We start from the raw sequence: 25,026 nt of genomic DNA, 5'->3' as shown, positions 1-25,026 counted from the left end.
CCCATTGCCCGTTCATCGTAAAATGGTTACGGATCCTTTCAGCGGTGCATCGCCGTTACCCAGCCTTATCAGATAATAGTACGTACCAACCGGAAGGGGCGCCCCATTCATTTTTCCGTCCCACGGCCTTGAGTAGCCATGCGAGCTGAAAACAACCTTGCCGTACCGGTTGAATACTTCTATTATCGCGGAGGGGTAGAGCTGAATATTTTTTATCTGCCAGGTGTCATTAACGCCATCACCGTTCGGGCTGAATACATTCGGAACGCCGACGGGTCGTTGAACCAGTACATTCAACATATCGGTTGCCTGACAATTGTGTTCACCCGTTGCCGTCAACATATACTGACCGTCGTTCTGAACAGTTAGCGTGGGCTGCAACGCAGCCTGGTCACTCAGACCCGCTGACGGACTCCAGCGGAATTGCAGGTTAGTTGAATTGGCTGTTGCCTGGAAACGGATCACACTCCCTTCTGGCACAGCGAAATCGGGCCCGGCATTGATGACCGGCTGCAGGTAAGCTGTTACTGTTTTCTGCACTGGCGCCGACGGACATCCATCTTTGCTCGTTACCATCAGCGAAATGGTGAACTGTCCAGCCTGGGAAAAGGTTTTTTCAGGATTTCTCTCAACAGACGTGGTACCATCTCCGAAATTCCAGGTCCATTTATCCACACCGCTTCCAGAAGCCGTGCTCTTGTCGGTGAAACTGATCACCGCTCCCTGGCAAACTTCTGTACTGTTCATGTCAAACCCTGCGACAGGTTGTGTCAGGAATTTATTCAGCACCTGGCTCGCAGTAGCGGAACATCCCTTGGCACTTGTCGCTTTCAGCACAACAGTGTAATTGCCCGGTCCGGCATAGGTATGGTTCGGACTAGCTACTGTCGATTGGTTATTGTCGCCAAAGTTCCATGTGTAATTCAGCACACTGCCATCAGCGATGGTTGAGGTATTCGTAAAGGCAGCTACCCCAGAAGGCAGGCATATGGCCGATGGAGCAGTAAATGCTGCCGTCGGATTGGCATTCACATTTACCACTTTGGTTACCGGAGCGCTACTGCATCCGTTGTTGCCGGTAGTCGTCAGGGTGATTGTATAGGTGCCGGTCTTTACATAGGTAACAGTAAAAGGACTACCGTTGAGGCGGGTATCTGTGATATTATTACCGAAATCCCATTCCCAGCGCGTTACCATCGGTCCGCCCGCAACAGTGAAGCTGATATTAGTGGCCTGATCGAGACAAACATCCGGCGTCGCAGTAAAATCTGCACCAGGTTGCGGAAGTATTGTAATGGTTTGTGATGCGGAATCCTGGCAACCTTCGGTTGTAGTGAAAAGATACCACACAGTATGTGTTCCGGCTTTGGCAATGTCAGGGTGTAAAATCCCGTTGGCGTCTACGCCGGTGCCCTTGTATACCCCCGTTCCACCGACTCCATTGGTAACAGTCGCTTTTGCCACGGTAACACCGGTAGCACTTTCGCACACCGCCGTAAGTGCAGGAAAACTGATGACAGGTTTCAGGTTTAAAGATGCTTCTACTTCCAGCGCTGCAGTGCAGCCGTTTACGGTAGCTGCTTTGAACTGGATGGTATAGCTGCCGGCAGTGGTATAGCGATGACTGGCATTAAGTGTATTGGCTGTATTGGGGTTTGCCGGTGTAGCATTCACATCGCCAAAGTTCCAGGCATAACTGCGTGCTTCAACAGGCTGACTATCCGGCACGGTAACACCGCCATTGAAATTAATTCTGCCATCCGAAGGCAGACAGCCAAGCGGATAGTCAACTGTCAGCAACGGATTTGCATATACAACAATTGTCTTGGTTGTTGTATCGCTGGCACAACCGGCATTGTATTTCACGGCATGTCTTACCTCATAGGTACCAGCCTTTTTATAAGTATTGATCTGCTCATCGCCATTGTCTGTTATTGTTCTGGTGGTGCCATCCCCAAAATCCCAGTACCACGACAAGGCATCCGGCTGAGGTACGGTTGCCCTGAATGTTACCGTACTTCCCTCGCATGCACTACCCACTACAGAAAAATCAGGTTTGCCGAATGCATCTGCCACCATGAAAGTTTTGGTGGTATCCACAATACAACCGTGTTCGTCCACTCCGATCATTTTTGCACTGTTATTGCCGGATTTGAATATGAGGGATTGATCCTTGCCTTCTGCGTTGCTGATGGCACCACCGTTATCAAATGTCCAGATCCAGCGTTTTACATCAGTCTGATCAGTGAATTTTTCATCTCCAATAAACTTAACCGGCTCAGTCGGTTTACAGGGAATCATTTCAATATCGAAGTCAGCAATTTTTGCGTCGTGCACATCGATCTCATAAAAAATGGGTTCTTCCTGCGAACAGTTCTCCACTACTACACTGGAAGCAAATACCGGGACAGTGTCCAACCCCGCATGCTTAAAGGTATAATAGCCTGTAAGGCTGTACCGGTAATAGGGAAGACCATTACGATACTCAATTCCGTCTTCTGCCGGATTGTTCATGATCACATCAACGGCGGGAGAAATATTGTCGGCCATCTGGCTGAGGCGCCAGTCAAGCTTGCTGGGTTTGTACCGCAACAACACCGACAATTTCACCGGCGTTTTGGCACAGGTGAAGGAATTAGCAGTATCGGAGGTATTGTACTGGTTGTGCAATTCAGGAAAACCGTTCAGGTTTTTCAGGTATGCCCCGCCGTTATACCCGTAGTTTTCAGCACTGCCCAGTCCATAGGTAATTAGTGTAAATGCGGAATCACTCTGGATAATGGCTTGCGCAGGTGCTTTTGGCGCAGCAAGTGTACGCCAGCGTTTGATGACTACTGAATATCCGGTTTTATAGGGGTGTGGATAAGAATAATCAAATGTTTTACCGCCATCAATGGTCAGGGAATTCAGGCCCTCTGTCGGAATAGTCAATGCAACGAAATTCCAGTCGATCACTGTTTTTTCATTCCGGTAGAGACCCACCCGCTTAATACCCTGTTCGACCGGGCTCAGCACAATCATCTCTGGATCACCGCTGCCTTCCGTGTCACAATATCCCATCGACGGAAAGATCTGCAACACCTGAATGGGCACGTTACTTTCGATATAGTCAGCAGTTTTGCTGGTAAACTCGTAGAAGTTGCGCGTAGTCATCCCGGTAAGCGGAACTCCATTTCTTTTTACAACCCCTGAAGGATCAGAAACCATCACCCTGAAGATGTTGTTGTTGTGCTTTTTCGGATCTGTATCTACCTGCGATGGCGTTGTAAGATACGCGCGCCCCCACGCCTGGACTGGGAACAATTGCTGGTACAGGCATTCTTCCGGTGGAAACGGAGAAACACCATAATCGTCGCAGGCAACATACGTACCGCTGCTTCCTGTGAAAGTGGCGAAAGGCAGGCATTTCCCTGAACTGTTCGGCAAGGAACGGATTGAAGTACCCGACATTTCTCCCATACTTGAATTGTTCGTGCCACCACCCAACAGTTGATAGATCTCTCCCTTCTGAAGCGTCACCTCGAAGGGTACATTTGCCAGCCGCCCATTCCTGGTTTTAACAGAAGGAGTGACCTGAAGGCGGGTATCGTTTTCTGCGGCAACTACAAAAACCCAGGAATAGTTGTACACATCGCTGCCGTTAGCATCTTGTTTTGCCGTAAGCACCCGGTAACCATATCCCCAGGATTCTACGGGCAGGAGCATGGAAGCGGCCTGTGTAAAAGCGGCGTACTCAAAGGCATAGGCAACAATGGGCACATCACTGACTATATGAATACCCTTGTTCTGGAACAGACCTTCAGAATTGTTGCCGCCAAAAGCGGAGGTTCTGGTCCATAACCGCGCATCAATAAACTGGGGGTCTGGATTTGGCCCGCCGGTGCCACTCGGAATAAAGTCGGATGTAATAACGGAATTGGCCGGTACATCATATTCTTTCCTGTAAGCAGTACCTTCTACAGTAACAACAACATGCGCCTTTTCTTCTGCACTGAAGAACAGCTTCATGGCAGGCCATTCATCAGGGAAAAGTGAATTCTGAGGCCATTCCATATTCCCATGATGACCAAATCCCGCCCAGAATTCCTTTCCGCGGTTGGATATATTCTGGGCATAAAGCTGGCAGCCCGTCAATAGACAAGCTGCCAGGATTATGGTTGTCATGGTTTTTCTGAACATTTTAACGAATCAGGTTTACGCTGCCTTTCTTATTGATTTCTTCGCCGGTGTTCAATATGATCCGGCACACATATACGTATACTCCACTCGGCTGATCCTTGCCATTGAAGCGACCATCCCATCCGCTACCCATTGAAGATGTTTCGAACACTTTCTGTCCCCACTGGTTGAACACCATCATCTTCATCTCTTTCACGTTATTAGCATACACCCTGAAGGTCGGACTGATACCGCCGGGCACAAAGCTGTTCGGGATGAACACATTGTCTGTGAGCGTCGTTGCAGATACAGGTGAGGATACCTCAAACTCACAACCACCTGTCGCACGAACCTGGATAGTAATAGTGGTTGACGGACGCAGGTTGGTGATCATATGGTAGGTACCATTGCTTCCGGATGATGGAGCACTCCAGGTGCTGCCACCGTCAGTGGACATCTCATAGCCGGTTGCATTGGCAACAGCATTCCATTCGAAGCGGATCATATTGGTCGTTACAGAATCAACTGTTACTACCGGTGCTTCCGGAGTGATCTTGATTGCAGCGACCACTTTCAGTCTTTGATCGGGTCCGCATCCGTTGGCAGTTGCACCGATATAGAAGGCTGAATCCCCATTAAGTGCACCACTGGTGAAGGTAGTACCTGTAAAGATCGGGCTACCACCTGTTGCTGCTGTAAACCATTCGTAAGTAGTATTTGCATCAGGGTTGCTGATTTCAAAGGTCACCACATCATCTTTACAGATCCGGACGGTGTCTTTCTTCACAGCAACAACCGGTAGCGGGTTTACTGTTACTGTCTCGTTATGGTAGCCGACGCAACCGTCATTGGCAATACCTTCTAGCGCTACCAGGTAATTCCCAGCTGTGTTCCATTTTTTCGTGGGTCTCTGGATATCGCTGGTTGTATTGTCACCGAAGTTCCAGTTCCAGCGGTCAACGATCGCTCCCCGTTGTGCTGAACCGGACGCTTCAAAGGTGGCGGTACCGTTCACACAATGGTTGTAGTTTGTGGTATAATTCACTACAGGAGCTTCGATCACTTCTACTGCGAAGGAATCAGTGATCGATTTGTCGCAACCAAGACCACTTCCGCCGTAGGTAATGGTTACAGGGATCTGGAACACACCAGTACCGTCAATGCGGATGTCTTGAGATATTCGATATACATAGTAATCCGTGAAATCTACTTCAACGGTGTCTACCGGTGTCGGGTTGTTTTCAATGATATCACCAGCTGGCTGCGCACCGGTTACCTGGCTCAATGCCCATATGATGGATTTTGCGGCAACCGGCAACATGATTGTGGCACGGAATGGCGTACTGTCACAGGTGTAGGCATTCTGTTCAGTTGCTATATTCAGTGTATTTCTGACGGCAGGGTCTTTCACTTCAATCCGGGGGATGGTCATTCCGAGATTGAATCTTGTTCCGATTCCCGGAGCAATAATGGTATTGCTGATGGCATAGAACGTTGTATCGCTTGAAACATGCATCAGTTCTTCATTCATTGGCCAGCGCTTCATGGCAATGCTGTATCCGGGCATGCCGGGATGCGCTGTCACCGTAAAATCATTCTGACCGTTGACTTTGAGAGATGCTAATCCGGCATCCGGTATTAAGACCTGCAGGTCATTATAAGTTTCGGTCTGCGGGTATTGCTCTGTTTCACGCAGGTATTTCGCGTCTTTGATGCCGTGTCCAAGCGGTGTAAGGTAAACCACAGAGTTGAATCGACCTTTGCCAAACCAGGCTTCATTGCCGCAACTCATCATTGCTGCGCCGAACTGAGCGACCTGAACAGGTTGATCTGCTTCAATATACTCCGGCTGGTTGCTGGTGAATTCATAAACCTTATTGTCCAGGCCTGTCATTACAGTGCCATTACGCTTCACAATGGTTTGCGCATTGTTCACCTGGATACGGTATACATAATACACCGGTTCTGTTCCATCCGAAGTTGTGTTGCCGGCTGTCAGATAGTGCTTGCCCCATGCCGGTGCCGGAAGGTTTTGCTGGATGAAGAACTCGTCTGCAGTTCCTTCCAGTTCGTTCTCTTTGCAATCAAATCCTGTGCTGGCGCTTCCGGAGAAGACAGCAACCGGATAACACTCGCCCGCAGGGTTGGCGATTGCCTTAACGGTTGTACCGGTAAGGTCTGTTCCGAAATAGTAGCGATCATAACCATCTACAATCGACTGGCCTTTATCCGCACCTAGAACCTGATACACTTCACCTCTTTGAAGGGTCACCTGGAAGGGAACACCTGCTTTCTGTCCACCTTTTGTATCTACAGATGGTGTAATCTCAACCACGGTGTTGTCATGATCTGCAATTACGTTTACTGTTGCCGAAGTTTTAAATATTGCAGGGTTGTAGGAAGATTTCTGGCGGTATCCCAATGCGGCGTATTCATAACCATAAGTTCCTGTCGGGAGCAGCATGGCGTAGGTATCCTGGAAGCCCGTTGTAACTGCTGTAATGGCAACAGGCCTATCGCTTTCGATACTCACACCGGTCACATATTTTCCTTCATCAGTAATACGGGCGTCATGCGCACCAACTTTGGGAAGGGGATCGGTTTTCAATACGGTTCCTGCGGCGACACTATAGGTTTTGCTGTAACTGGTTCCGTTCACCTTTACGGTAACAGTTGAAGACTGGTCTGCAGCGATACGGAAAAGCATTTCCTGGTCATTGCCCTGGAAGAAACTTGTATTCAGCGCATAGGGTGCCCAGAAACGTGTTCCCTTGTTGGAGCTGTCAGCAGTTGTGGTAAATACTGGCTTGTCCGGGAATTTTCCATCTGTCATTCCCGTGAACTTATCCAGGAATGAAAGTGAAGAATCGATCATTACATTGGCCAGTGAATCAATTACCGCGGTACCGCTGGCTGTCCAAACCTGGGCAGCATCGGTGCGACCCAGTTTAACCGTTGATTCAGGAGAAAGGTTCCGCATCCAGCTGCCCACATAGTGCTGGCGGATGTGGAAGTTGAAATTTCCGTTGGTGCCAGGTTGTGCAGCAACATAATAATACATGGATTTATCCGCGGCGCTCAATCCGTCTGGTAATACACCGGAATACCGGCGTAGCGTGAGGGCCGATGGCACAGGCGCACCCGGAGCCCAGATGATTGACGCAACGGTATCGCTGCCCATCAGGAAATGCTGTGTTGTGCCTGCTGCAGGTGTTGCTGGTATTCCGGTTAGTACAGGAGGTGCTACGGTTGGCTGGAATTCGAAGGCGCCAAGGTCCGGAACGCCGGTGGTAAGGGTTACCGCACGATCATTACCTTCTTTGTCCTTGTCGTTACCGGCAATTTGTACTCCTCTGCCCTGCATGGCCCATGAAGCAGCTTTGGAGGCATCAGGATGCAGGTCCGAAGCGCTTACAAATGCCGGCTCATATACTATACTGTTCAGGTCGATGCTGAACGCCTTGATCCATGTATCAAGCGAGGTAAAATCCTTTTCCAGCATATAGTTCGGAGGGCCAACCTTAATCAGCGTGGCTCCACTGGTATGGAACAGGTTGTAGTCACTTCGAACAAAAGCAGGGCTATAGTTGTGAAATACTGCCGGGCCGCCACCAGCATTGCTGATAATGTTGTTATACGCTTCTGCTTCGCCACCGTCCTGGTAATACTGGTGATCAAAATATGCCGTTGCGTTATATGCTTCAGCAACTGTCGCATAGCTTACTAAACTGTTGTTGTAGTAATGTGTTCCAAAAGCATTGTTGGATGCCAGCGCGTTAGTAGCTTCTCCGCTGTAGGAACCGGAAGACGCAGAACCAACTACTACTGTATTGTTGAAGACATCAAAATTCCGGACACCGGCGAAATCCATACCGGCAACAGGAGAACTGTTGGCCACATCATTGGCTGTAATCGTATTGTTTTTAAAGGAAGCGCGCTTATGCACCGGTGCGTCACTGTTGTTTACGCTGATGGCCGCGGTATTTCCACCTGCCCAGTTGCCAATCGTAACGGTGTTGCCATCTACTGCGATGCTGCTGTCACTTGCAGTAATGTAGATCCCGGCAGAAGCTCCATTCCCCCAAACCATCTGGGTCGCATTGAAGTCGATCGTGTTGTTCCGGACTTTAATGCCCGCAGCATTGGCTGCATATATACTGTGCAGTATTTGTTTGCTGAAAATATTGCTGCTGATTTCATTATTGGTGCTCGGTGTGGCCTGAGCGCGGCCTTCCAGGTGAACTCCCTTCACACCACCAGTGATAGTATTGCCAGAGATTACGTGGTCACCGCCAGTCAGTTTGGCATTCATGATGATGCCGGCAGACTGCATGGGATTATTGTAAGTGTCGTAGTACCCGGTTACTTCAGGCGCAGTAATGATGTTGTTAACAATGCTGTCTCCCTTACTCATGCTGAGTATTTCCAGCACGCGTCCCGCATTATCGCTGGTTGCGGCCAGGGTGAGGTTGCGGAAGATGAAGTGACTGGCACTGTCCAGGCGCAGGGTATAGTTTTTGGTCACATCTGTACCATTAAAGGTCAGAATGGTTCCCGTGGCATTGCCGCTTTCGCTCTGGAAGGTTACCGTATTGGCAGCAGAAGTACCCCTGATGTCACCGATACGGATCTGCTCTTCGTAGGTGTTCTCCTTAACATTGAAGATAACCGGACCGGCTACACCGCAATTCAGGGCAGCTACCGCTTCACTGAAGCTGTTGAAGTTCTTCGTGCCTGAAGGATCAGAAGGTTGAGTTTTATCAATGGTGTAGGTACCCGCCGGGAATGCTCCGCCAACATTGATCTGGATTGCAGTCGAATAGACTGCCGTACCGCCATTACAGCTCACCGCAGCGCGGTAATACAACGGCTGGTCTCCCAGTACATAGTTGAAAGGCGCTGCCTGAAGCGCTGTGGAGATTGCTGTCCAAGGACCCGTTGAAGAGGGGGCACTTTCCCAGATATAGGTCATCCCCATACCTACGTCGTTGTTCTTCAGGTTGAGGGTGGTCTTCTTACCGGGACAGGTAACGAGTCCCACGCTGGAATACGCATCGCCTGCCGTAAAGGAGGTTAGACATCCGGGCAGGGTGTATTCATATGCGCCGATGTCTGGCTTAGTCGTACTGCGGGCAATATTGTTGATATCCGCAGTTACTGAAGCCACTGGTAAACCTTTATCTGCCAGGAGCGCAGAGTTGGGTTCAAAATTTCCATTGGCAGGGTCCTTAAATCCGGGATCAATATCCAGTGAACTGGTATCATTTGCGTTGTCAATGATTTTTTTCCATTCCGCCAGCGTCTGGTAGGCTTTGGCATTGTAGTACCCTGCACTGATCGTACCATGATCGGCCAGGAAAAAGTTGTTATAGTTAACGCTTCCGGCCTGTAGCGGCGTAGAGAAATATTCGGCAAACTTCTCGCCCGTACCTCCTTTATGTATGGAATAGATATTGTTTTTTACATCAAGGAAAGCTTCGGACCATCCGCCGTAGAGTGCATAGGTGGGTTTGGATGAAACACTGGAGGTTTCGTCAAAAGAGATAGTATTATGATATACCTGGGTATAGGAGGTGCCGCTAACAACGATACCATACTGCTCTCCCAGTCCATATATATTATAGATAATGTTGTTGGCGATCAGGTTTTCAGCACCTTCTGCAGCATCGGCATTGCTGAAGATGATGCCATTGCTCCGGTCTGTATTGGTGGTATGCGAATCATAAAGATTGTGCACGCGGTTGCCGATCACTTTCGCTCCTACGTTCACCTGTTCGAATATAATACCGGAAACGGTATAACTGCTTGCAGTACGCATCGGACGGGAAATGTCATTGTGTTCTACAAGCGTATTGTAAGTTCCGGTCGCATAAATACCCTGGTAATAAAAATCAATGATCTTGTTATTGGTGATCTTGTTATTGGCTACAGGCACATTGTCATCTCCGGCGATCGCGATGCCATAGTAGCCACCGGTGATCGTATTGTGATCAAATGTGTTGTTGTCGCAATTGGTAATGCCGGAGGAAATCCAGGATTCCTGCGGTGTAATGGCAATACCCAGGAAATTTCCGTTTGTACCGATACTGAACACGTTAATATGACATCGCTTAATGGTATTGAAATCTGCATCATTGTTTAATACAACACCATATCCATAGTCTGCCCATTCGTCGGATCCCAACGATTTGATGACCAGGCTGTCAATGGTCACATAGTCAGCACCATCGAGTTTGATAATGCTGCGGCTTTCATCACTTGCCTGCCAGGAGATCGTCGCCCCGTTCCCGTTGAACGTCACTGTATTGGTTGCTGACGCACCGGGAATATCTTTCATGATCAGCTGCTCGTTGTAATCAACACCGGTATTTTTTACGTTGAAAATAACCGGGCCGCCAATGCCGCATTTTATGAAGTCATATGCCTCATTGAACGTTTTGAAAGTACCACTACCTGATGCCGGAACTGAATTGTCGATGCTGAAAGTTCCGGACACGGTCGGGGTTGCAGTAATATGGACAGCTGCAGAATTCGCTGACTGTCCGCCATTGGCACATGTAACAGCAACCCTGTAATAATTGCCGCTCAGCTGGCTTCCTGCATAAGCCGGGTTCGTTGCATCAGGAATATTGTTCCAAGTAGTGTTGTCAGCTGAAATCTGCCACTGATAACTCAGCCCGGTAGCTACCGCATTCCCGCTGAGGGTGAGATGGAATACCTCAGACCCGCAGGTGGATGTCTTATCTGATACCACGGTTCCGGGAACAGGCTGGCCGGAACAAGCTGGAACAGTTTGCCACGTTAAAGTAAAATTTGGGCGCGTCCGGGCATTGCCGGAGTTAAAGGCATCGTTCAACCCACACCCGTTGCCGCCGAACCAACTTCCGACTGTTGCAGTATGCTGTGCATTAAAAGGGAGCCCGGTAGTCCATTCCACACTGGGATTCTCTGAGGTCTGCCACGGCATATCCGTACCGCTGCACATTTCGATCATGATATTGCTTACACCATCCCAAAGGAACATCGAGGGAAGCGTAAACGTATTTATTCCATCTGCGAGCGTATAATTGGCCGCAGGAATTTCTACCGGTGTACCGGTAAATGTCGCCCACTGGGTTGTATTGATTGCGTTGATGCCGGTATGGCCGATCTGAAAACGGATATTGTCGAGTTGTCCTGCTCCATTCTGACCAGTTATATTCAGTTTGAGCGCAGTGATCCCTCCCGCTGTCATACCAGCAGCCGTCATTTCACTGGCCCGTATCAGGTATTGTGCCCGGCTGCCATTCAGATCCGGCAACGGGCAGGGATAATCGTAAGCACCGTTGCTTCCGGTACCGGAACCGATCTTATAATCGGTCTGTGCAGTAGCAACAGCGTTGACCAAAGAAAAAATGGCAGTAAGACAAAGTAAGATGAGAGTCCTGCATTGCACAGGGGGGCATGATTTTCTCATTACAGGTTGTGTTTTGGCATCAGTGTTTGGTTAGGCGCAAGTATACCTTTTTATGACACCTGATTTTCGGTTACGGGTGACCGATGGACCCGGGTTTTTCACAACCTTAGAGTAGTTAAGGACGAACTGATCTTTTTCAAGGACGAACGATCAAAAAACCTTTGTGATTGTCACAATGATTTCATCACGCCGGCGGTTAACCCAGCGCGTTACAGATAGCAATAAAAAGGATGTGAGTTTTACTGACTGGAAATGATCACCTTATTACCTTCCTGCCGGTAAGTTATACCAGACGAGGACTGCAGAATATCAAGAAAATAAGTAGCGGTGTTATGCCTGTTCAGTGCGCCGGAATAACGGATCGCACCAAGGGCCGGGTCACTCAGTACAAATTCCATCTGGTACCAGCGTTGCAGAACCGGTAGGATATCCCTAAGCTGTTCATTCTTGAAATAATACAACCCCTTCATCCAGGCAAGAATTTCCGTTTCATCGAATTGTTCCTTAACCGGAGCAGCACCGGCTGTTTCCATAATAGCAGCTTCACCCGGATGCAATTCCAGTTTCCCGGCGCCTGCATCAATCGCAACGCTCCCTTCAACCAGGGAAGTCTGGATTTTTTCCTGCGGGTATGCCTTTACATTGAACGAGGTGCCCAGTACCTGGACGGTCATTCCGTTTGTCTTTACAAGGAAAGGATGCTGCGGATTTTTGGTGACCTTGAAAAAGGCTTCGCCTTCCAGCGCCACTTCGCGGTTAACCTCATTGAAGGCAGTGGGGAAATGCAGATTGGAAGCCGCGTTGAGCCAAACTTCCGTACCATCCGATAACACAAGGTGATAATCCTTTCCTGTGGGAACAGTCAGCGTATTCATGGCAGTTACCACCGAAGCATGGTTCCCAACATTGTATAATATTTCTCCTTTTGCAGTTTTTAATGCAGACTTTTCACCATCCACCAGTAGTTCCTTTTCCTTTTGAAGGCTGATCGTTTTGCCGTCGGCAGTGGTGATACTTATTTCAGAAGAACTTGCAACGCCATCAGCGGGTGAGGTATCCCGCGCCTGCTGCCACCAATAAACGCCTCCAGCCATCAGGGGCAGGGCGATTGCGGCAGCCCACCACCAGGCTGTGCGGCGCTTCCTTTTTTCCAGGGATATGACAGTCGCTCCGTTTTCCTCAGCCAGTGCGTTCTGCCGGTCTGCTGACAAACGGGAAGCTATTGCCTGCCAGGCCACACCAGCATCAATCTTTTCAGCAAATTTTGCCCCTTGCAGCATCCGGTGTGCCCTTTCCAGGGAATACCAGGTTGCCGCAGCGGTTGCGTCTGCATTAATTAATTCAAGGAACCTGGCATCTTCAGCGGGCGAAAGGTCTCCCGCCAGCTTTCTGATGGCCAGTTCTTCAATATGGTCCAACTGGTGCTCCATGGGGAAAAGCTCCTTATTCTTATATGACAAAAAAATCGTTCAATCAGGTGACAAGCACCCCAACTATCTTATTTTACCAAGCTGCTCCCGTAACTTCACCAGCCCGCGCTTCAGTTGTGTCTTTACCGTATTGATCGACACTCCTGCTTCATCTGCCGCTTCCTGGTATTTTTTATTTTCTACAAAAACCATCTGAAAAATCTGGCGGCATTTGTCCGGCAATTCTCCTACAGCACTTTCCAGTTCTTTAGACAGTTCTGCCAACTCCAGGGCATTCTTCTCTTCAAACCAGCTAGTCCCGGCCAGAAACGCCGTCTCCTTTTCCTGCTGTTGCTGCTGTTTTTTTAATGCATTCAGGCAATTATTCCTGACGGAAATGCTCAGATAGCCATAAAGTGATTGCTGCACCTGTGCCAGCCGGCCCTTCTGCCATAACTGTATGAACAGCTCCTGTACCAGGTCCTGCGCCTGGTCTTCGTCCCGCAGCAAAAGAAATGCCTGGGTGCAAAGCGGCTTATAGTACTTATCAAAAGCGGCCTTGAACCCTGCAATATCATTTAACTGAATGAGGCTGAGAATTTCCTGATCTTCCATCTCTTCCTGCAAATGGGTACACGTCTAAACGGCCTAAATTAAAGGAAAAGATGGAACGAAAAAAGCAGATGCGACAATACATTATCAGTTCCCCAGCAAAGCCAGAAAAAATATAATCGCTGCACCCGCTACTGCCACCGATGCTGCAGCCCGGAAATCGACCTCACTTTTACGGACTCTCAATGATTTACCATCAATTACATTATATCGGATAACGAGCAGCAGCATCGCCACCGAAATGATGCTCATTGCAGTGAGCATTGCCGACTCTCCAAGAAATAGGTAAGTGCCCAATGTACAGCAGGCAGCCAGGGCAGCAAGACTGAGGGATTGTCTTTTCAGAAATTGTACCATCCGGGATAAGGTTTAGACTCACAATATAGTGTGAATTTCTTCCAAATACCAATCATTGGCGCCGGCTGCTCATTGCTAAATGACAAATACCCGGCAGAAAGCTATTTTACCAGCGGCATCACGAACCTTTTTATTATGGGTAACTTTAGCCAAACCTTCCTCATGCGCAAAAGCTCCCTTTTGCTGCTTTCAGCAATGTTGTGCAGTTTGCTGGCAACCGCCCAGCAGGAGCAAATCAGATTTAACCTGGTGGAAAGCGTGGGCGAGATCTCACTGGGCAAGATCACCGGTATTACCCAGGATCCTCAGGGATATATGTGGTTTACCGACCAGGACAAAAATGCGCTTACCCGCTTTGATGGCTATTCGATGAAAAGTTACCGGTATGATGCGGCCAACCCGGGAGGCCCGGGCGGATCTTATCCCGAAACAGTATATGCTGACGCAAAAGGATACATCTGGGTTGGATATTATGGAATGGGGCTTGACCGGTTTAATTCCCGCACGGAAATTTTCCAGCACTACCGGCACCGCAAAGACGATCCGAATACCATCAGCAGCGACACCGTCAATGTGATGGTGATGGACCGGAGCGGAAAATTATGGGTAGGCACCCACAATGGGCTCGATGTTATTGATCCTGAATCCGGCGGAATTCAGCATTTCCGCTATAACCCCCATGACGGCAGCTCTCTCTGGGGGAATAATGTCAGAAGCCTGTGCATAGACCAGCAGGGAAACCTGTGGGCTGGAACAGGCATTCCCTGGGAAGGTAATATAGCTGGCGGGCTGAATCGGTTCCGCCCGGAAACGCAGGACTTTACCCATTACCTGGGTAATCACAAGATCAGGGCGATCCGCGAAGACAGCCACGGGAACCTCTGGGTAGGTGCCCTCGGCAATAAATTATTTCTCTACAATAAACAAACTGATGGGTTTGAAGAGCAGGACATGATGCCCGAGCCCTCAAGTCCGGTTGATCATATCACTTTTATTCAGGAAGACGGTGCGGGAGCAATCTGGATCGGCACTTTTGAGTCGGGAATAGTCAGGATGGACCCAACCAATCGGGTTATTACCAGGTTCGGGAACGGACAGGGACTGCTGGACAATAGCGGCTGGCAGGCTTTTACTTCAAGAGAAGGAGTGTTGTGGTTCAGCACCCAGTCGTCGAACCTGTACCGCATGGATCCCCTGAAAAAGACATTTCATTTCATGCATAACGTAGATGGTGACCTGATGGGTATACAGGAGAACGGCCGGGGAGATATCTGGTTCAGCACTAATACAGGGATCTACCAGATGAACGACCTGGGCAAGCCCAAATACCTGACCGTCGGAGATCAGCCTTTTAAAAGTTTTACGTTTTCCAGGCAAAGCAGGTTCTTTCCCGTTGAACCCGGTAAAGACATGGTATTGCTGGGGGGCAGGCTCTATCGGTTTGACTTCGCCAGCCAGAGGATCAATGCAATTTTTTCAGATTCCGATCTGATCCACCAGGTAATTCCCCTGAACAAATCACAATATCTGATGACAACCGCCTCTGGGTTGTACGAGTTCAATCCGGATAATGCAGAAAAGAAAAAAGTCAGTACGCCGCCCATGAGTGTGTCTGCCCTTTATCGCGATGGACAGGGAAATACCTGGGTTGGGGGCATGAACGAGGAAGGCCTGGTCAGGCTGGCAAACGGAAATACGGCGGGCACTTTCGCAAAGGGTCGGTCTATCAATACTATTTATCAGGATAAAAATGGCAGATTCTGGGCGGGCACTCCCAACGGCCTTATCTGGCAACCTGATCCCAACAAGGATTTTGAGCCCTTCTGGAAACAGGGCAGTCCGATAGGCAGTACAGATATCAATGGATTGCAGGAAGACGAAAACGGACTGCTCTGGGTCAGCACCCGTTCCGGTATTTTCCAGATCAACAAAGAAAGAACCCGGATCCGCGGATATGGTTTTAACCAGGGTGTCAACCCCAGCACCCTGACACAGGCAATTTACCGCACCACAGACGGCCGGATCATGGTCGGTTCAAAAAATGGTTTTTATTCCTTTGTTCCGAAGGATGATGCCTTTCAGACGGTGGCACCCCAGATCATTCTGAGAGACCTTACGGTTGCAGGTCAGCTCGTTGTTCAGCTGGACAATAAGAAATCCATCAGGCTGAACCATGACCAGGATATTTTCTCCATTGGATTTGCAGGCATTCATTTCAGTAATCCCGGTGAGAATACCCACCTCTATAAACTGGAAGGCTATGACCCCGACTGGAGAAAAGCCGGAGCTGAACGAACTGCCTATTACTTTAATGTGCCGCCGGGCAAATATACTTTTCGCGTTAAAGTGGCCAACAATGAAGACATCTGGTCCGAACATTCCATTCCAATTGAGATAGTACCGGCATGGTGGACAACGTCCTTGTTCAGGATAACGGCCTCAGCCCTGCTTGTCCTGTTGCTATATGCCTTTATCCGGTGGCGCACAAAACAACAATTCAAACGCCAACTGGAAAAATCACAAACCGAAAAACAACTGTCAGAGCTCAAACGCCGGTCATCTGAACTGGAAATGCAGGCACTGCGTTCACAAATGAATCCTCATTTCATCTTCAATTCCCTCAATTCCATCAACCGCTTCATCCTGCAAAACAACAAGGCCCAGGCCTCTGAATACCTTACCAAATTCTCCAGACTGATCCGGTTTATCCTCCAGAATTCGGAACAACAGCAGATAACACTCGATAAGGAACTGCAATCACTGGAGCTCTACCTCGAGCTGGAAGCAGTCCGGTTTGATCATCATTTTTCCTATACGATACGGGTAGATCCCTTCCTTGATCCGGGATCGATACTTGTACCTCCGCTTATTATTCAGCCATATGCGGAGAATGCCATCTGGCATGGACTGATGCACAAGGAAGAACGCGGACTCCTGGAAATTGAACTCTACAAAAAAGGCAAATTCCTCTTTTGTGTAATCAGGGATGACGGCATCGGACGACAACAAGCTGCGGCCCTGAAAAGCAAGTCTGCAAACACACATAAGTCAATGGGTATGCACATCACAGCAGGACGCATTGAACTGCTCAAAGGCGAAAATCCGCAGGCTTCCAGCATTTACATTAATGACCTGACCCTGGCCGACGGCTCTTCCGGTGGTACAGAGGTCATTCTTCAAATACCATTGAGATATGATTAAAGCTATTGCCATAGACGATGAGGGCCGTTGCCTGGAAACATTGTCTTTGCTGCTCCAGGAATATTGTCCCGAAGTGACGCTCCTGGCCACCTGCCGCTCCGCAGCACAGGGATTTGAAGCCCTCCGGCAATTTCAACCCGAGCTGGTATTTCTTGATGTGGAAATGCCGAACATGAATGGTTTCCGGATGCTGGAACAACTGGGCGATTTTAATTTCTCCGTCATTTTCACCACGAGCTATGATCAATACGCCATCCGCGCGATCCGGTACAGCGCCCTTGATTACCTGCTGAAACCGGTTGATCCCCGCGAATTGGAATCGGCTGTTAAAAAATATTACCAGCAGCGCCCGACCGTTGCAGCAGAACAGTTGCGGTTTCTCCTCGAACAGGTAAATGGCAGGAATAATCCATTTACAAAACTGGCCGTTCCCACAACAGACGGCTTTGAACTTATCCCTGCCAATGACATTATACGCTGTGAGGCAGATGACAATTACACCTACCTGTTTCTACGGAACAACAAAAAAGTAGTTGCCAGCAGAACGTTAAAAGATATCGAAGAACAACTGAAACCATTCTCCTGCTTCCTGCGTGTACACCACTCCTTTCTTGTAAACCTCAACGAAATTGTCAAGTATACCCGTGGTGAGGGCGGTTATCTTTCCATGAGCGATGGATCAACGGTAAATGTGTCCCGCAGCCGGAAAGAATCGCTGTTAAAATGGTTTTAACAGACCAATTACCCGGTTAATCCCGCAGATTGCTCAACAGCACTGGATTTGCCTACAGCATGCAAGTAGTTTTGTTTAAAACCTATCGCCATGAAAAGAGCAATATTCACCACGTTGACAGTGATTGCAGCAACTATCGGTAATGTATCAGCGCAGCAGGGTCCGCGTATGATTGCGGAAAACACGGCAGAAACGGCCGTACCCGGTTCATCAGACGCCATGTACTTTGCCGATACCCGTGCAGCCAGAAGTTTTAAAAAGAAGTTCGGCGATGTCTCCGAAGAAAAATGGTACAGCACAAGGGATGGTCAGCGCATAAAATTTGTAAAGAATGGTGTCAGTTGTATGGCTGACTATACCAATTCGGGAACATTTTTACAACTTATCCGCACCTATAGTGAACAACAACTGCCGACTGAAGTACGTCTCCGCGTTCGTTCTGAATATCTTGACTACAATATATTTCTGGTTCAGGAACTTCAAATTCCACGAAAAGAAACCATTTATCTCGTGAAAATAGAAGACAAGACTTCCTGGAAGACTCTCCGCGTAAGCGACCAGGACATAGATGAGTTAGAGGTCTATGCAAAATGAGGGTCAATAAAAAAAGAGGAAGGGGTGTAGACGGCACCCCTTTTTTTATTTTGCACCATACCTTGTAAATTATGGGATGGAAGTTTCCCTCTGGCGCATATTACTATGCCTGTCTGTTGCCATCCTCATCATGGTCGTCCTGACAGCCCGCTACCGCCTGCACCCATTCTTTGCCTTACTGATCTGCAGTTTCGTGATGGGAACAGGGCTGGGTATGCCGGTTGAGACGATCATCGCCACTGTAAAAGATGGATTTGGACATATCATGTCTGCATTAGGCCTGATCATTGTACTGGGCACCTGCCTGGGCGTGATCCTGGAAAAAAGTGGCAGTACTGCCCTGATGGCAAATTATATCCTGAACAGGATCGGCCACAACAATGTCAGTGCCGCCATGAACCTCACCGGCCTGATCGTTGGCTTGCCCATATTCTGTGATTCCGGCTACATCGTATTAAGTGGTTTGGGAAACTCATTGTCACGGCGCTCCGGAATGCCGATGGCAGTTGTGGCAGGCTCACTCGCCTGTGGGTTGTATGCCGTTCACTGCATGATTCCTCCCCATCCCGGCGCCGCAGCCGCTGCAGGGATACTGGGCGTTGAGATTGGACGGCTGGTGCTGTACGGGATCATTATTGCCGTTCCGGCAAGCATCGCGGGCTGGTGCTGGGTAAGATTCTCCGGTAAACACGATGCCCCGCATCAGCAGGAAACAGGAGAACAGGTAGCTGCGTCAGAACAGCCGGGGATCGCTGTTTTTCTACCCATTATTTTACCGATTGCAATGATCAGCCTCCACTCCTTCACGCCAGAAGGAACTCCCGGCCGGTTCCTGGGCGATCCGGTTATCGCCCTCACTGCCGGGATTCTGGTTGCGCTATTCCGACATATTAAAACTCCTACCCATAGTACCATCAAAACCGGAACACTATTACAGGAGGCTGCGGAAAAAGCCGGCGGTATACTGGTGATCATCGGTGCAGGTGGCGCTTTCGGTGCCATACTCGCCAAATCCGGGCTGGGTGAACAGGTCAGCCGGTCAATTGATCTCGGCCAATGGGGCTTATGGCTGCCGTTCCTGATCACGGCTTTACTTAAAACTGCCCAGGGTTCCTCAACAGTGGCCATTATCACTGCAGCTACCATCACGGCGCCCCTGTTGCCTGGCCTGGGGCTGGCCGGTAACGACGGACCATTACTGGCAGTACTGGCAATGGGCGCCGGATCTATGTTCCTCTCGCATGCCAATGATGCCTATTTCTGGGTGATTGCCCGTTTCAGTGAAATCGACATGAAAACTATGTTCAGGGTCTACACTGTTGCCACTTTTTTTATGGGTATCACTGCCTTTACTGTATTGTTATTGCTCAGGATGCTGCTTCACTGAAAATACCTAATAGTGAAAACGAAAAATCCAATCCGCCCCCCTGTAGACACAGGGGGGGTGGGATTGGTACCATAGTCGTACTGCTGCTATATGGTATTTTGACTGCAATGACGATTTTGTTGTCCCCTACTGAGTCGGTGTGGGACGAACCGTTGTCAGCGGAAGCTGCCCCTTGAGCATCTTGCCACCGTCTCCGCTCAGACGCATGTAATAATCCGAGGAACATTTGGTGCCATCCTCATCCAGCGTCTGGAAGCCTCCACCCGCGGGAACCATACTCTGATCCTCCGCGGTTTTGGCAATCTGGTTGGCTTCATTGTATTCATCAAACATAGAAACATAGATGCCCTGGCTACCCAGCCTGACCATGTTGTAAAACTGCCGCCACATGAAGTCCCCGTGTGCCCGTTGACGTTCCTGCAGATCGCCGGGCAATACACAGGGCTGATAGTCGATGCCGTTCTGCTTGCAATAGTTGATATCCGGTGTATTGACACTGGCGAAAAAATTGTCAGAATCCACCGCCCGTCCGATACGTCCAACCATCCAGGGAGAAAGCATATTAAACGCCTTGTAAACCGGCAGAAATCCCGGCCTGGAATCGCTGTTCTGATTCAACCAGTGCGTCGGAACGCCACCGATCAGGTAAACACCCTGTTCTTTGAACCAGGTGATCACTTCAAGGCAGGTATTCACATTCCAGGGATGATTACCATCATTGAAACCGAATCCCCAGATGCACACCACAGGTTTGCCGTTCTGCTTTGCATATGCGGCAGAAGCGACATACTTCTTCATTTTGTTAGTCCAGTCAGACTTTATCTCCGATTGCATGTTGGTCCAGCCACTCACGTCATACATGATGTAGAATTTCCGCCCATGTTTCTCGGCAGCGGTTTTGACCTTGGCGGTGATCGCATCCCGCACAGGTCCCTCAATACCGTTCGGGTTGAACCGTTGCAGTGCCGCAACATCAAGATTGTACTGTTTCATCCAGGAAAACTGAACATCAACGGTCTGATCACTGAATGACGAAAATACTGTTGCCGCATCACCATTTCCGAGTGCCTGAAAATCAGTGGCAAATGTCTCGGTATAGTCCCGCACATCAGGCCACGACTTCATGCCCTTGTTCGTGGGAGAAGGCGTCTTTCCCCAGTCCTGCGTCCAGTGCCACCACATATTGATAGGACTGCCATCATTCTTGCAGGCAAACCACCCCTGGTAGCCAACGGTGATCTTCCCCACCACGTCTCCCGGCGGGGAAGGCCATTGAACCACCGGCTCTTCATCACCATCATCCGGTGGGCCGTCGCTGTTTTTGGAGCAACCTGCCAGGGCCATTGCCGCACACAAGGCTAAACCGCCAGCCTGCAGGTACCAGGATCGAAAAATGTCTTTGAACATGTTATTTGGTTTGGATAACTTTTTTAATTGTTCCATCAGCTGTATAGAAAAGCTTGTCTACTGCAATAGACCGCAGCCAGTCGTGGCCACCCGATAAATTGGAACTGTGGTAGAAAGCATACCATTGGCCCTTATACTCCACAATGGAACCGTGATTGGTGTAACTGTCAGTAGGATCCATATAAATTCCTTTATACCGCCAGGGTCCAAGCGGACTTTCACTGACCGCATAGCGGAGCTGGTTGTGTTTTCCGTTTGCATCATGGTTGTCGGCGTAGGACATATAGTAAAGTCCGTTCCTTTTGTGCACCCACGTGGCCTCATGAAAATCGATCAACCCGGTCATCGGCTGCACCGTCCCGTCAATTTCCATCATATTGTCCTTCAGCTTGCCACCTTTGCAAATACCGCCGCCTCCGTAATAGAAATATGCCTGCCCATCATCATCAACAAACACGCAGGGGTCAATCAATGATTCCAGCCCTTCAATATATCCCTGCACGGTGAAGTCACTAGCCGGTTTTGAACTCGTGGCTACACCAATTTTCCAGTGCTGGTTCCATGGCGTTCCATCCGGGTGCGGAAAATAAAAATAGTAAGTGCCGTTTTTGTAAGCGCAATCCGGTGCCCACATGAAATTCCCATCCGGTGTTCCCCAGGGCACATCAGCAGCGCGCAGGATTTCACCATGATCCGTCCAGTGCACCATATCATCCGTAGAGAATACATGGTACTGGTCCATCAGGTCACATCCCCTCGGCGGGTCAATATCATGTGAAGGATAAACATACAGCCGGCCATCCGCCCATACATGGGCAGACGGATCAGCAGTATACAGGCTGGTCACAAAAGGATTACGATGTTCCGTATCAAAAAGATCCGGCTTTTCAGGTTCGGGCACCGGTTCATCCTTATGGGAACTGCAGCCTGCAACCGACAGGAATAACACTGCCAGTAATAAATATTGATGACGACTCATGATCAGTTACCGGCAACGGGTTGAAGATTAATACCAGGGGAAGGTTGAACCATCTTGATGGTGCCGTCAGCATTGTATTCAAGCTTGTCTACACAGACGGATCGCAGCCAATCGTGATTGGAAAGCGCGCTGTTATGATAAAAAGAATACCACTTGCCTTTGAACTGCACGATCGAGCCATGGTTGGTGTAACTGTCCGTGGGTTCCATGTAGATCCCCTTGTAGGTCCATGGCCCCAGGGGACTTTTGCTAACGGCATAGTTCATGCGGTTATGCTTTCCGTCTTTATCGTGGTTGTCGGAATAGGAAAGATAATACAGCCCGTTCTTTTTGTGTACCCAGGTAGCTTCATGGAAATCTTCAAGGCCCTCCATCTTCTTCAACTCGCCATCAATTTCCATCATATTGTCCTTCAGCTTGCCGGCCTTACAGGTACCACCACCGCCATAATAGAAATATGCCTGGCCATCATCATCGACAAAAACACAGGGATCAATCATGGATTCCAAACCGTTGATGTATCCCTGTACTGTGAATCCGCTGGCTGGTTGCTTGCTGGTGGCGACACCGATTTTCCAGGTGGCATTCCATTCTGTGCCACTTGGGTGCGGGAAATAGAAATAATAGGTGCCGTTTTTATAGGCACAATCCGGCGCCCACATAAATCCGCCTTCCCTGCGGCCCCAGGGCACCTGGCTGGAACGCAATATTTCCCCATGATCCTTCCAGTGGATCATATCATCCGTCGAAAATACATGGTACTGATCCATCAGGTCACAACCGCGTGGCGGTGCGATGTCATGGGAAGCATAAACATACAGCCGGCCATCAGCCCACACATGCGCAGAGGGGTCGGCAGTGTACATGGTACGGATAAAAGGATTACCCACGGGTTCAGCTGCCTTATTTTCCTGCGAATTCGCCGCAACCGGAAAACACGAAACAGCCGCCAACAGCAGGGCTGTAAAATTGATCGTTTTTGTTTTCATTCCACTTTCTTTCCAGGTGAAGGAAGGCAGCGACTGGCTGCCTTCCTGTTATGGTTAATCTTAGGTACTTATTTTTCAACGATGCGGAGGTCATCCAGGCCAATCTTCACATCCGGATGATCCTTACCCGATGTCCACATGTACAACCTGAAGAAATTGAACTTGGTTACATCCGGACCGCCATCACCGCTGGATTCGGCTGCGTCGCTGAAGTTCAGGGTCAGCTCATTCCAGCCATTTTTCAGATTGGGAAGCATGGGGCCAAGATTCCAGGAGTATTCATTTTTATCTGATTCACCCGAGCTGGTCAGCTCAAACTGGCCATCATCCTTGATCTTGCTCACATCCTCTACATAAAACCAGAACTTCAGCGCGCCGGTGGCTTTGGTCAGATTGGGATTGAGCGTTTCAGGACGACGCTTGATGAAGTGCATATAGTCCTCGCCGTTGGTAATTGGCGCAGACAACCAGCCTTCGCCTTCTTTTTTTCCGGGCTTTTCGATAGTGCCTTTTCCGCCGGCTGTCTCCCAGTTGTCGATGAGGTCACAGTTATCGAATGAAACGGAAACGATCTGGCGCTCTTCAAAACGAAGACCGTCTACACCCACTTCCATATCCGCATGCGCTTTATCTTTTGTCCAGAAATACATCCGGAAGAAATTGAATGCATGGATGTCCGGACCGCCATCGCCATCGGATTTGGCAGCAGCATTGAAGTTCAGGCGGATCTCATTCCATCCGTTTTTCAGGGATGGGATCAACGGCGCAATATTCCAGGAGTATTCTTTTTTATCGGATTCTCCCGAGCTCGTCAGCTCGATTTGTCCGTCTTCTTTCAGGGAAGCGACATCGGCAACATAAAACCAGAATACGAACTGGCCATTCTGTTCAGTGAGGTTGGGATCCACAGGCGTTGGCCTGCGTTTGATGAAATGGATATAATCTTCTCCCGACATGATCGCTGATTTCAGCCATGCTTCTCCTTCCTTTTTACCGGCTTTTTCCTCTGTTTTTGCCCCTGGTCCGGCGATCTCCCAATCCAGGAGTTTGTCGGCTGCATCAAAAAGGATAGCGGGATTAACCGGCGTTGCAGGTTTCTTGCGGAAACGCAGATCATCGACACCCACATCCAGGTCAGCGTGATCCTTGCCATTGGTCCAGAAGTACATTCTGAAGAAATTAAAGGCATGGATATCCGGGCCGCCATCACCGTCAGATTTTGCAGCATCACTGAAATTCAGGGCAATCTCATTCCAGCCGTTCTTAAGGGTCGGGATGATTCCTGCCAGGTTCCAGGAATACTCTTTCTTGTCGGATTCGCCCGAACTGGTCATCTCAATCTGCCCGTCTGCTTTCAACTGGGTCACATCAGCACAATAAAACCAGAATACAAACTGGCCATCCTCCTCAGAAAGCTTCGCATCAACCACAGCAGGCCGGCGTTTGATAAAGTGGATATAGTCTTCTCCGTTTTTGATCGCAGATTTCAACCAGGCTTCACCTTCCTTGGCGCCTACTTTTTCTGCATTCTTTGGCCCGGGGCCCGCAATTTCCCAGTCATCCATGGCATCGGCAGGATCAAAGGAAACCAGTGTGGGATCTGGTGGATCCGGCGGATCAACCGGCGTGGGCTTCAATCCACTGGTATCCCGGGAGGTGTACGTTTCCTTCTGGCAACCGGCCAGGCCAAGCAACACCACAATGCAGGTGCTCAGCAGGATGGAAGTGATCAATTTCATTGTCA

Annotated in this window: 13 protein-coding genes; 4 read left to right on the top strand and 9 right to left on the bottom strand. The window is 49.3% G+C overall.

All coding sequences use genetic code 11. The features are described 5' to 3' along the window. Positions 1–12: 12 nt before the first annotated feature. The 5 genes from FPE01S_RS08155 to FPE01S_RS08135 all read right to left on the bottom strand — a co-directional run bounded on the left by FPE01S_RS08155 (position 13) and on the right by FPE01S_RS08135 (position 13,992). Positions 13–4,164: a gliding motility-associated C-terminal domain-containing protein gene (locus FPE01S_RS08155; RefSeq protein ID WP_169749142.1), complete on the bottom strand. Its 4,152-nt coding sequence runs from the start codon at positions 4,162–4,164 to the stop codon at positions 13–15. A 16-nt stretch (positions 4,165–4,180) separates the two neighbouring features. Then, positions 4,181–11,593: an Ig-like domain-containing protein gene (locus tag FPE01S_RS08150; RefSeq protein ID WP_169749141.1), complete on the bottom strand. Its 7,413-nt coding sequence runs from the start codon at positions 11,591–11,593 to the stop codon at positions 4,181–4,183. A gap of 260 nt (positions 11,594–11,853) precedes the next feature. Beyond that, positions 11,854–13,044 carry a FecR family protein gene (locus FPE01S_RS08145; protein WP_046368242.1) on the bottom strand — a complete coding sequence of 397 codons (1,191 nt, stop codon included), beginning with the start codon at positions 13,042–13,044 and terminating at the stop codon, positions 11,854–11,856. A gap of 63 nt (positions 13,045–13,107) precedes the next feature. Continuing rightward, positions 13,108–13,638 carry an RNA polymerase sigma factor gene (locus tag FPE01S_RS08140; RefSeq protein ID WP_157473932.1) on the bottom strand — a complete coding sequence of 177 codons (531 nt, stop codon included), beginning with the start codon at positions 13,636–13,638 and terminating at the stop codon, positions 13,108–13,110. A gap of 84 nt (positions 13,639–13,722) precedes the next feature. Further along, complete coding sequence (locus FPE01S_RS08135) at positions 13,723–13,992, bottom strand: hypothetical protein (protein WP_046368240.1); 270 nt, start codon at positions 13,990–13,992, stop codon at positions 13,723–13,725. A 162-nt stretch (positions 13,993–14,154) separates the two neighbouring features. Here FPE01S_RS08135 and FPE01S_RS08130 point away from each other — a divergent pair, with 162 nt between their 5' ends. The 4 genes from FPE01S_RS08130 (at position 14,155) to FPE01S_RS08115 (ending at position 19,907) form a co-directional block, all read left to right on the top strand. Then, entirely contained in the window at positions 14,155–17,193 is a 3,039-nt protein-coding gene (locus FPE01S_RS08130; protein WP_169749140.1) for a ligand-binding sensor domain-containing protein, read from the top strand. Further along, positions 17,186–17,926 (top strand): LytR/AlgR family response regulator transcription factor, encoded by a 741-nt coding sequence (locus FPE01S_RS08125; protein ID WP_046368238.1) that lies wholly within the window; start codon positions 17,186–17,188, stop codon positions 17,924–17,926. The genes FPE01S_RS08130 and FPE01S_RS08125 overlap by 8 nt, the downstream gene beginning before the upstream one ends. A gap of 90 nt (positions 17,927–18,016) precedes the next feature. Continuing rightward, positions 18,017–18,520, top strand: a complete 504-nt coding sequence (locus tag FPE01S_RS08120) for a hypothetical protein (protein ID WP_046368237.1) — start codon at positions 18,017–18,019, stop codon at positions 18,518–18,520. A 76-nt stretch (positions 18,521–18,596) separates the two neighbouring features. Beyond that, positions 18,597–19,907, top strand: coding sequence for a GntP family permease (locus FPE01S_RS08115; RefSeq protein ID WP_046368236.1), 1,311 nt, complete (start codon positions 18,597–18,599; stop codon positions 19,905–19,907). 126 nt (positions 19,908–20,033) lie between these two features. On the opposite strand, the gene FPE01S_RS08110 is transcribed toward FPE01S_RS08115, so the two are convergent. The 4 genes from FPE01S_RS08110 to FPE01S_RS08095 form a co-directional block, all read right to left on the bottom strand. Further along, on the bottom strand, positions 20,034–21,314 hold the full coding sequence (locus tag FPE01S_RS08110) for a glycoside hydrolase family 99 protein (RefSeq protein ID WP_245623962.1): 1,281 nt from the start codon (positions 21,312–21,314) through the stop codon (positions 20,034–20,036). A gap of 1 nt (position 21,315) precedes the next feature. Next, entirely contained in the window at positions 21,316–22,293 is a 978-nt protein-coding gene (locus FPE01S_RS08105) for a family 43 glycosylhydrolase (RefSeq protein WP_083990168.1), read from the bottom strand. A 2-nt stretch (positions 22,294–22,295) separates the two neighbouring features. After that, on the bottom strand, positions 22,296–23,282 hold the full coding sequence (locus tag FPE01S_RS08100) for a family 43 glycosylhydrolase (RefSeq protein WP_046368235.1): 987 nt from the start codon (positions 23,280–23,282) through the stop codon (positions 22,296–22,298). A gap of 68 nt (positions 23,283–23,350) precedes the next feature. Further along, complete coding sequence (locus tag FPE01S_RS08095; RefSeq protein ID WP_157473930.1) at positions 23,351–25,021, bottom strand: hypothetical protein; 1,671 nt, start codon at positions 25,019–25,021, stop codon at positions 23,351–23,353. Positions 25,022–25,026: the final 5 nt, after the last annotated feature.

This window comes from Flavihumibacter petaseus NBRC 106054, assembly GCF_000974785.1.
Taxonomy (GTDB): domain Bacteria; phylum Bacteroidota; class Bacteroidia; order Chitinophagales; family Chitinophagaceae; genus Flavihumibacter; species Flavihumibacter petaseus.
This window is presented reverse-complemented; position numbering and strand designations above follow the sequence as displayed.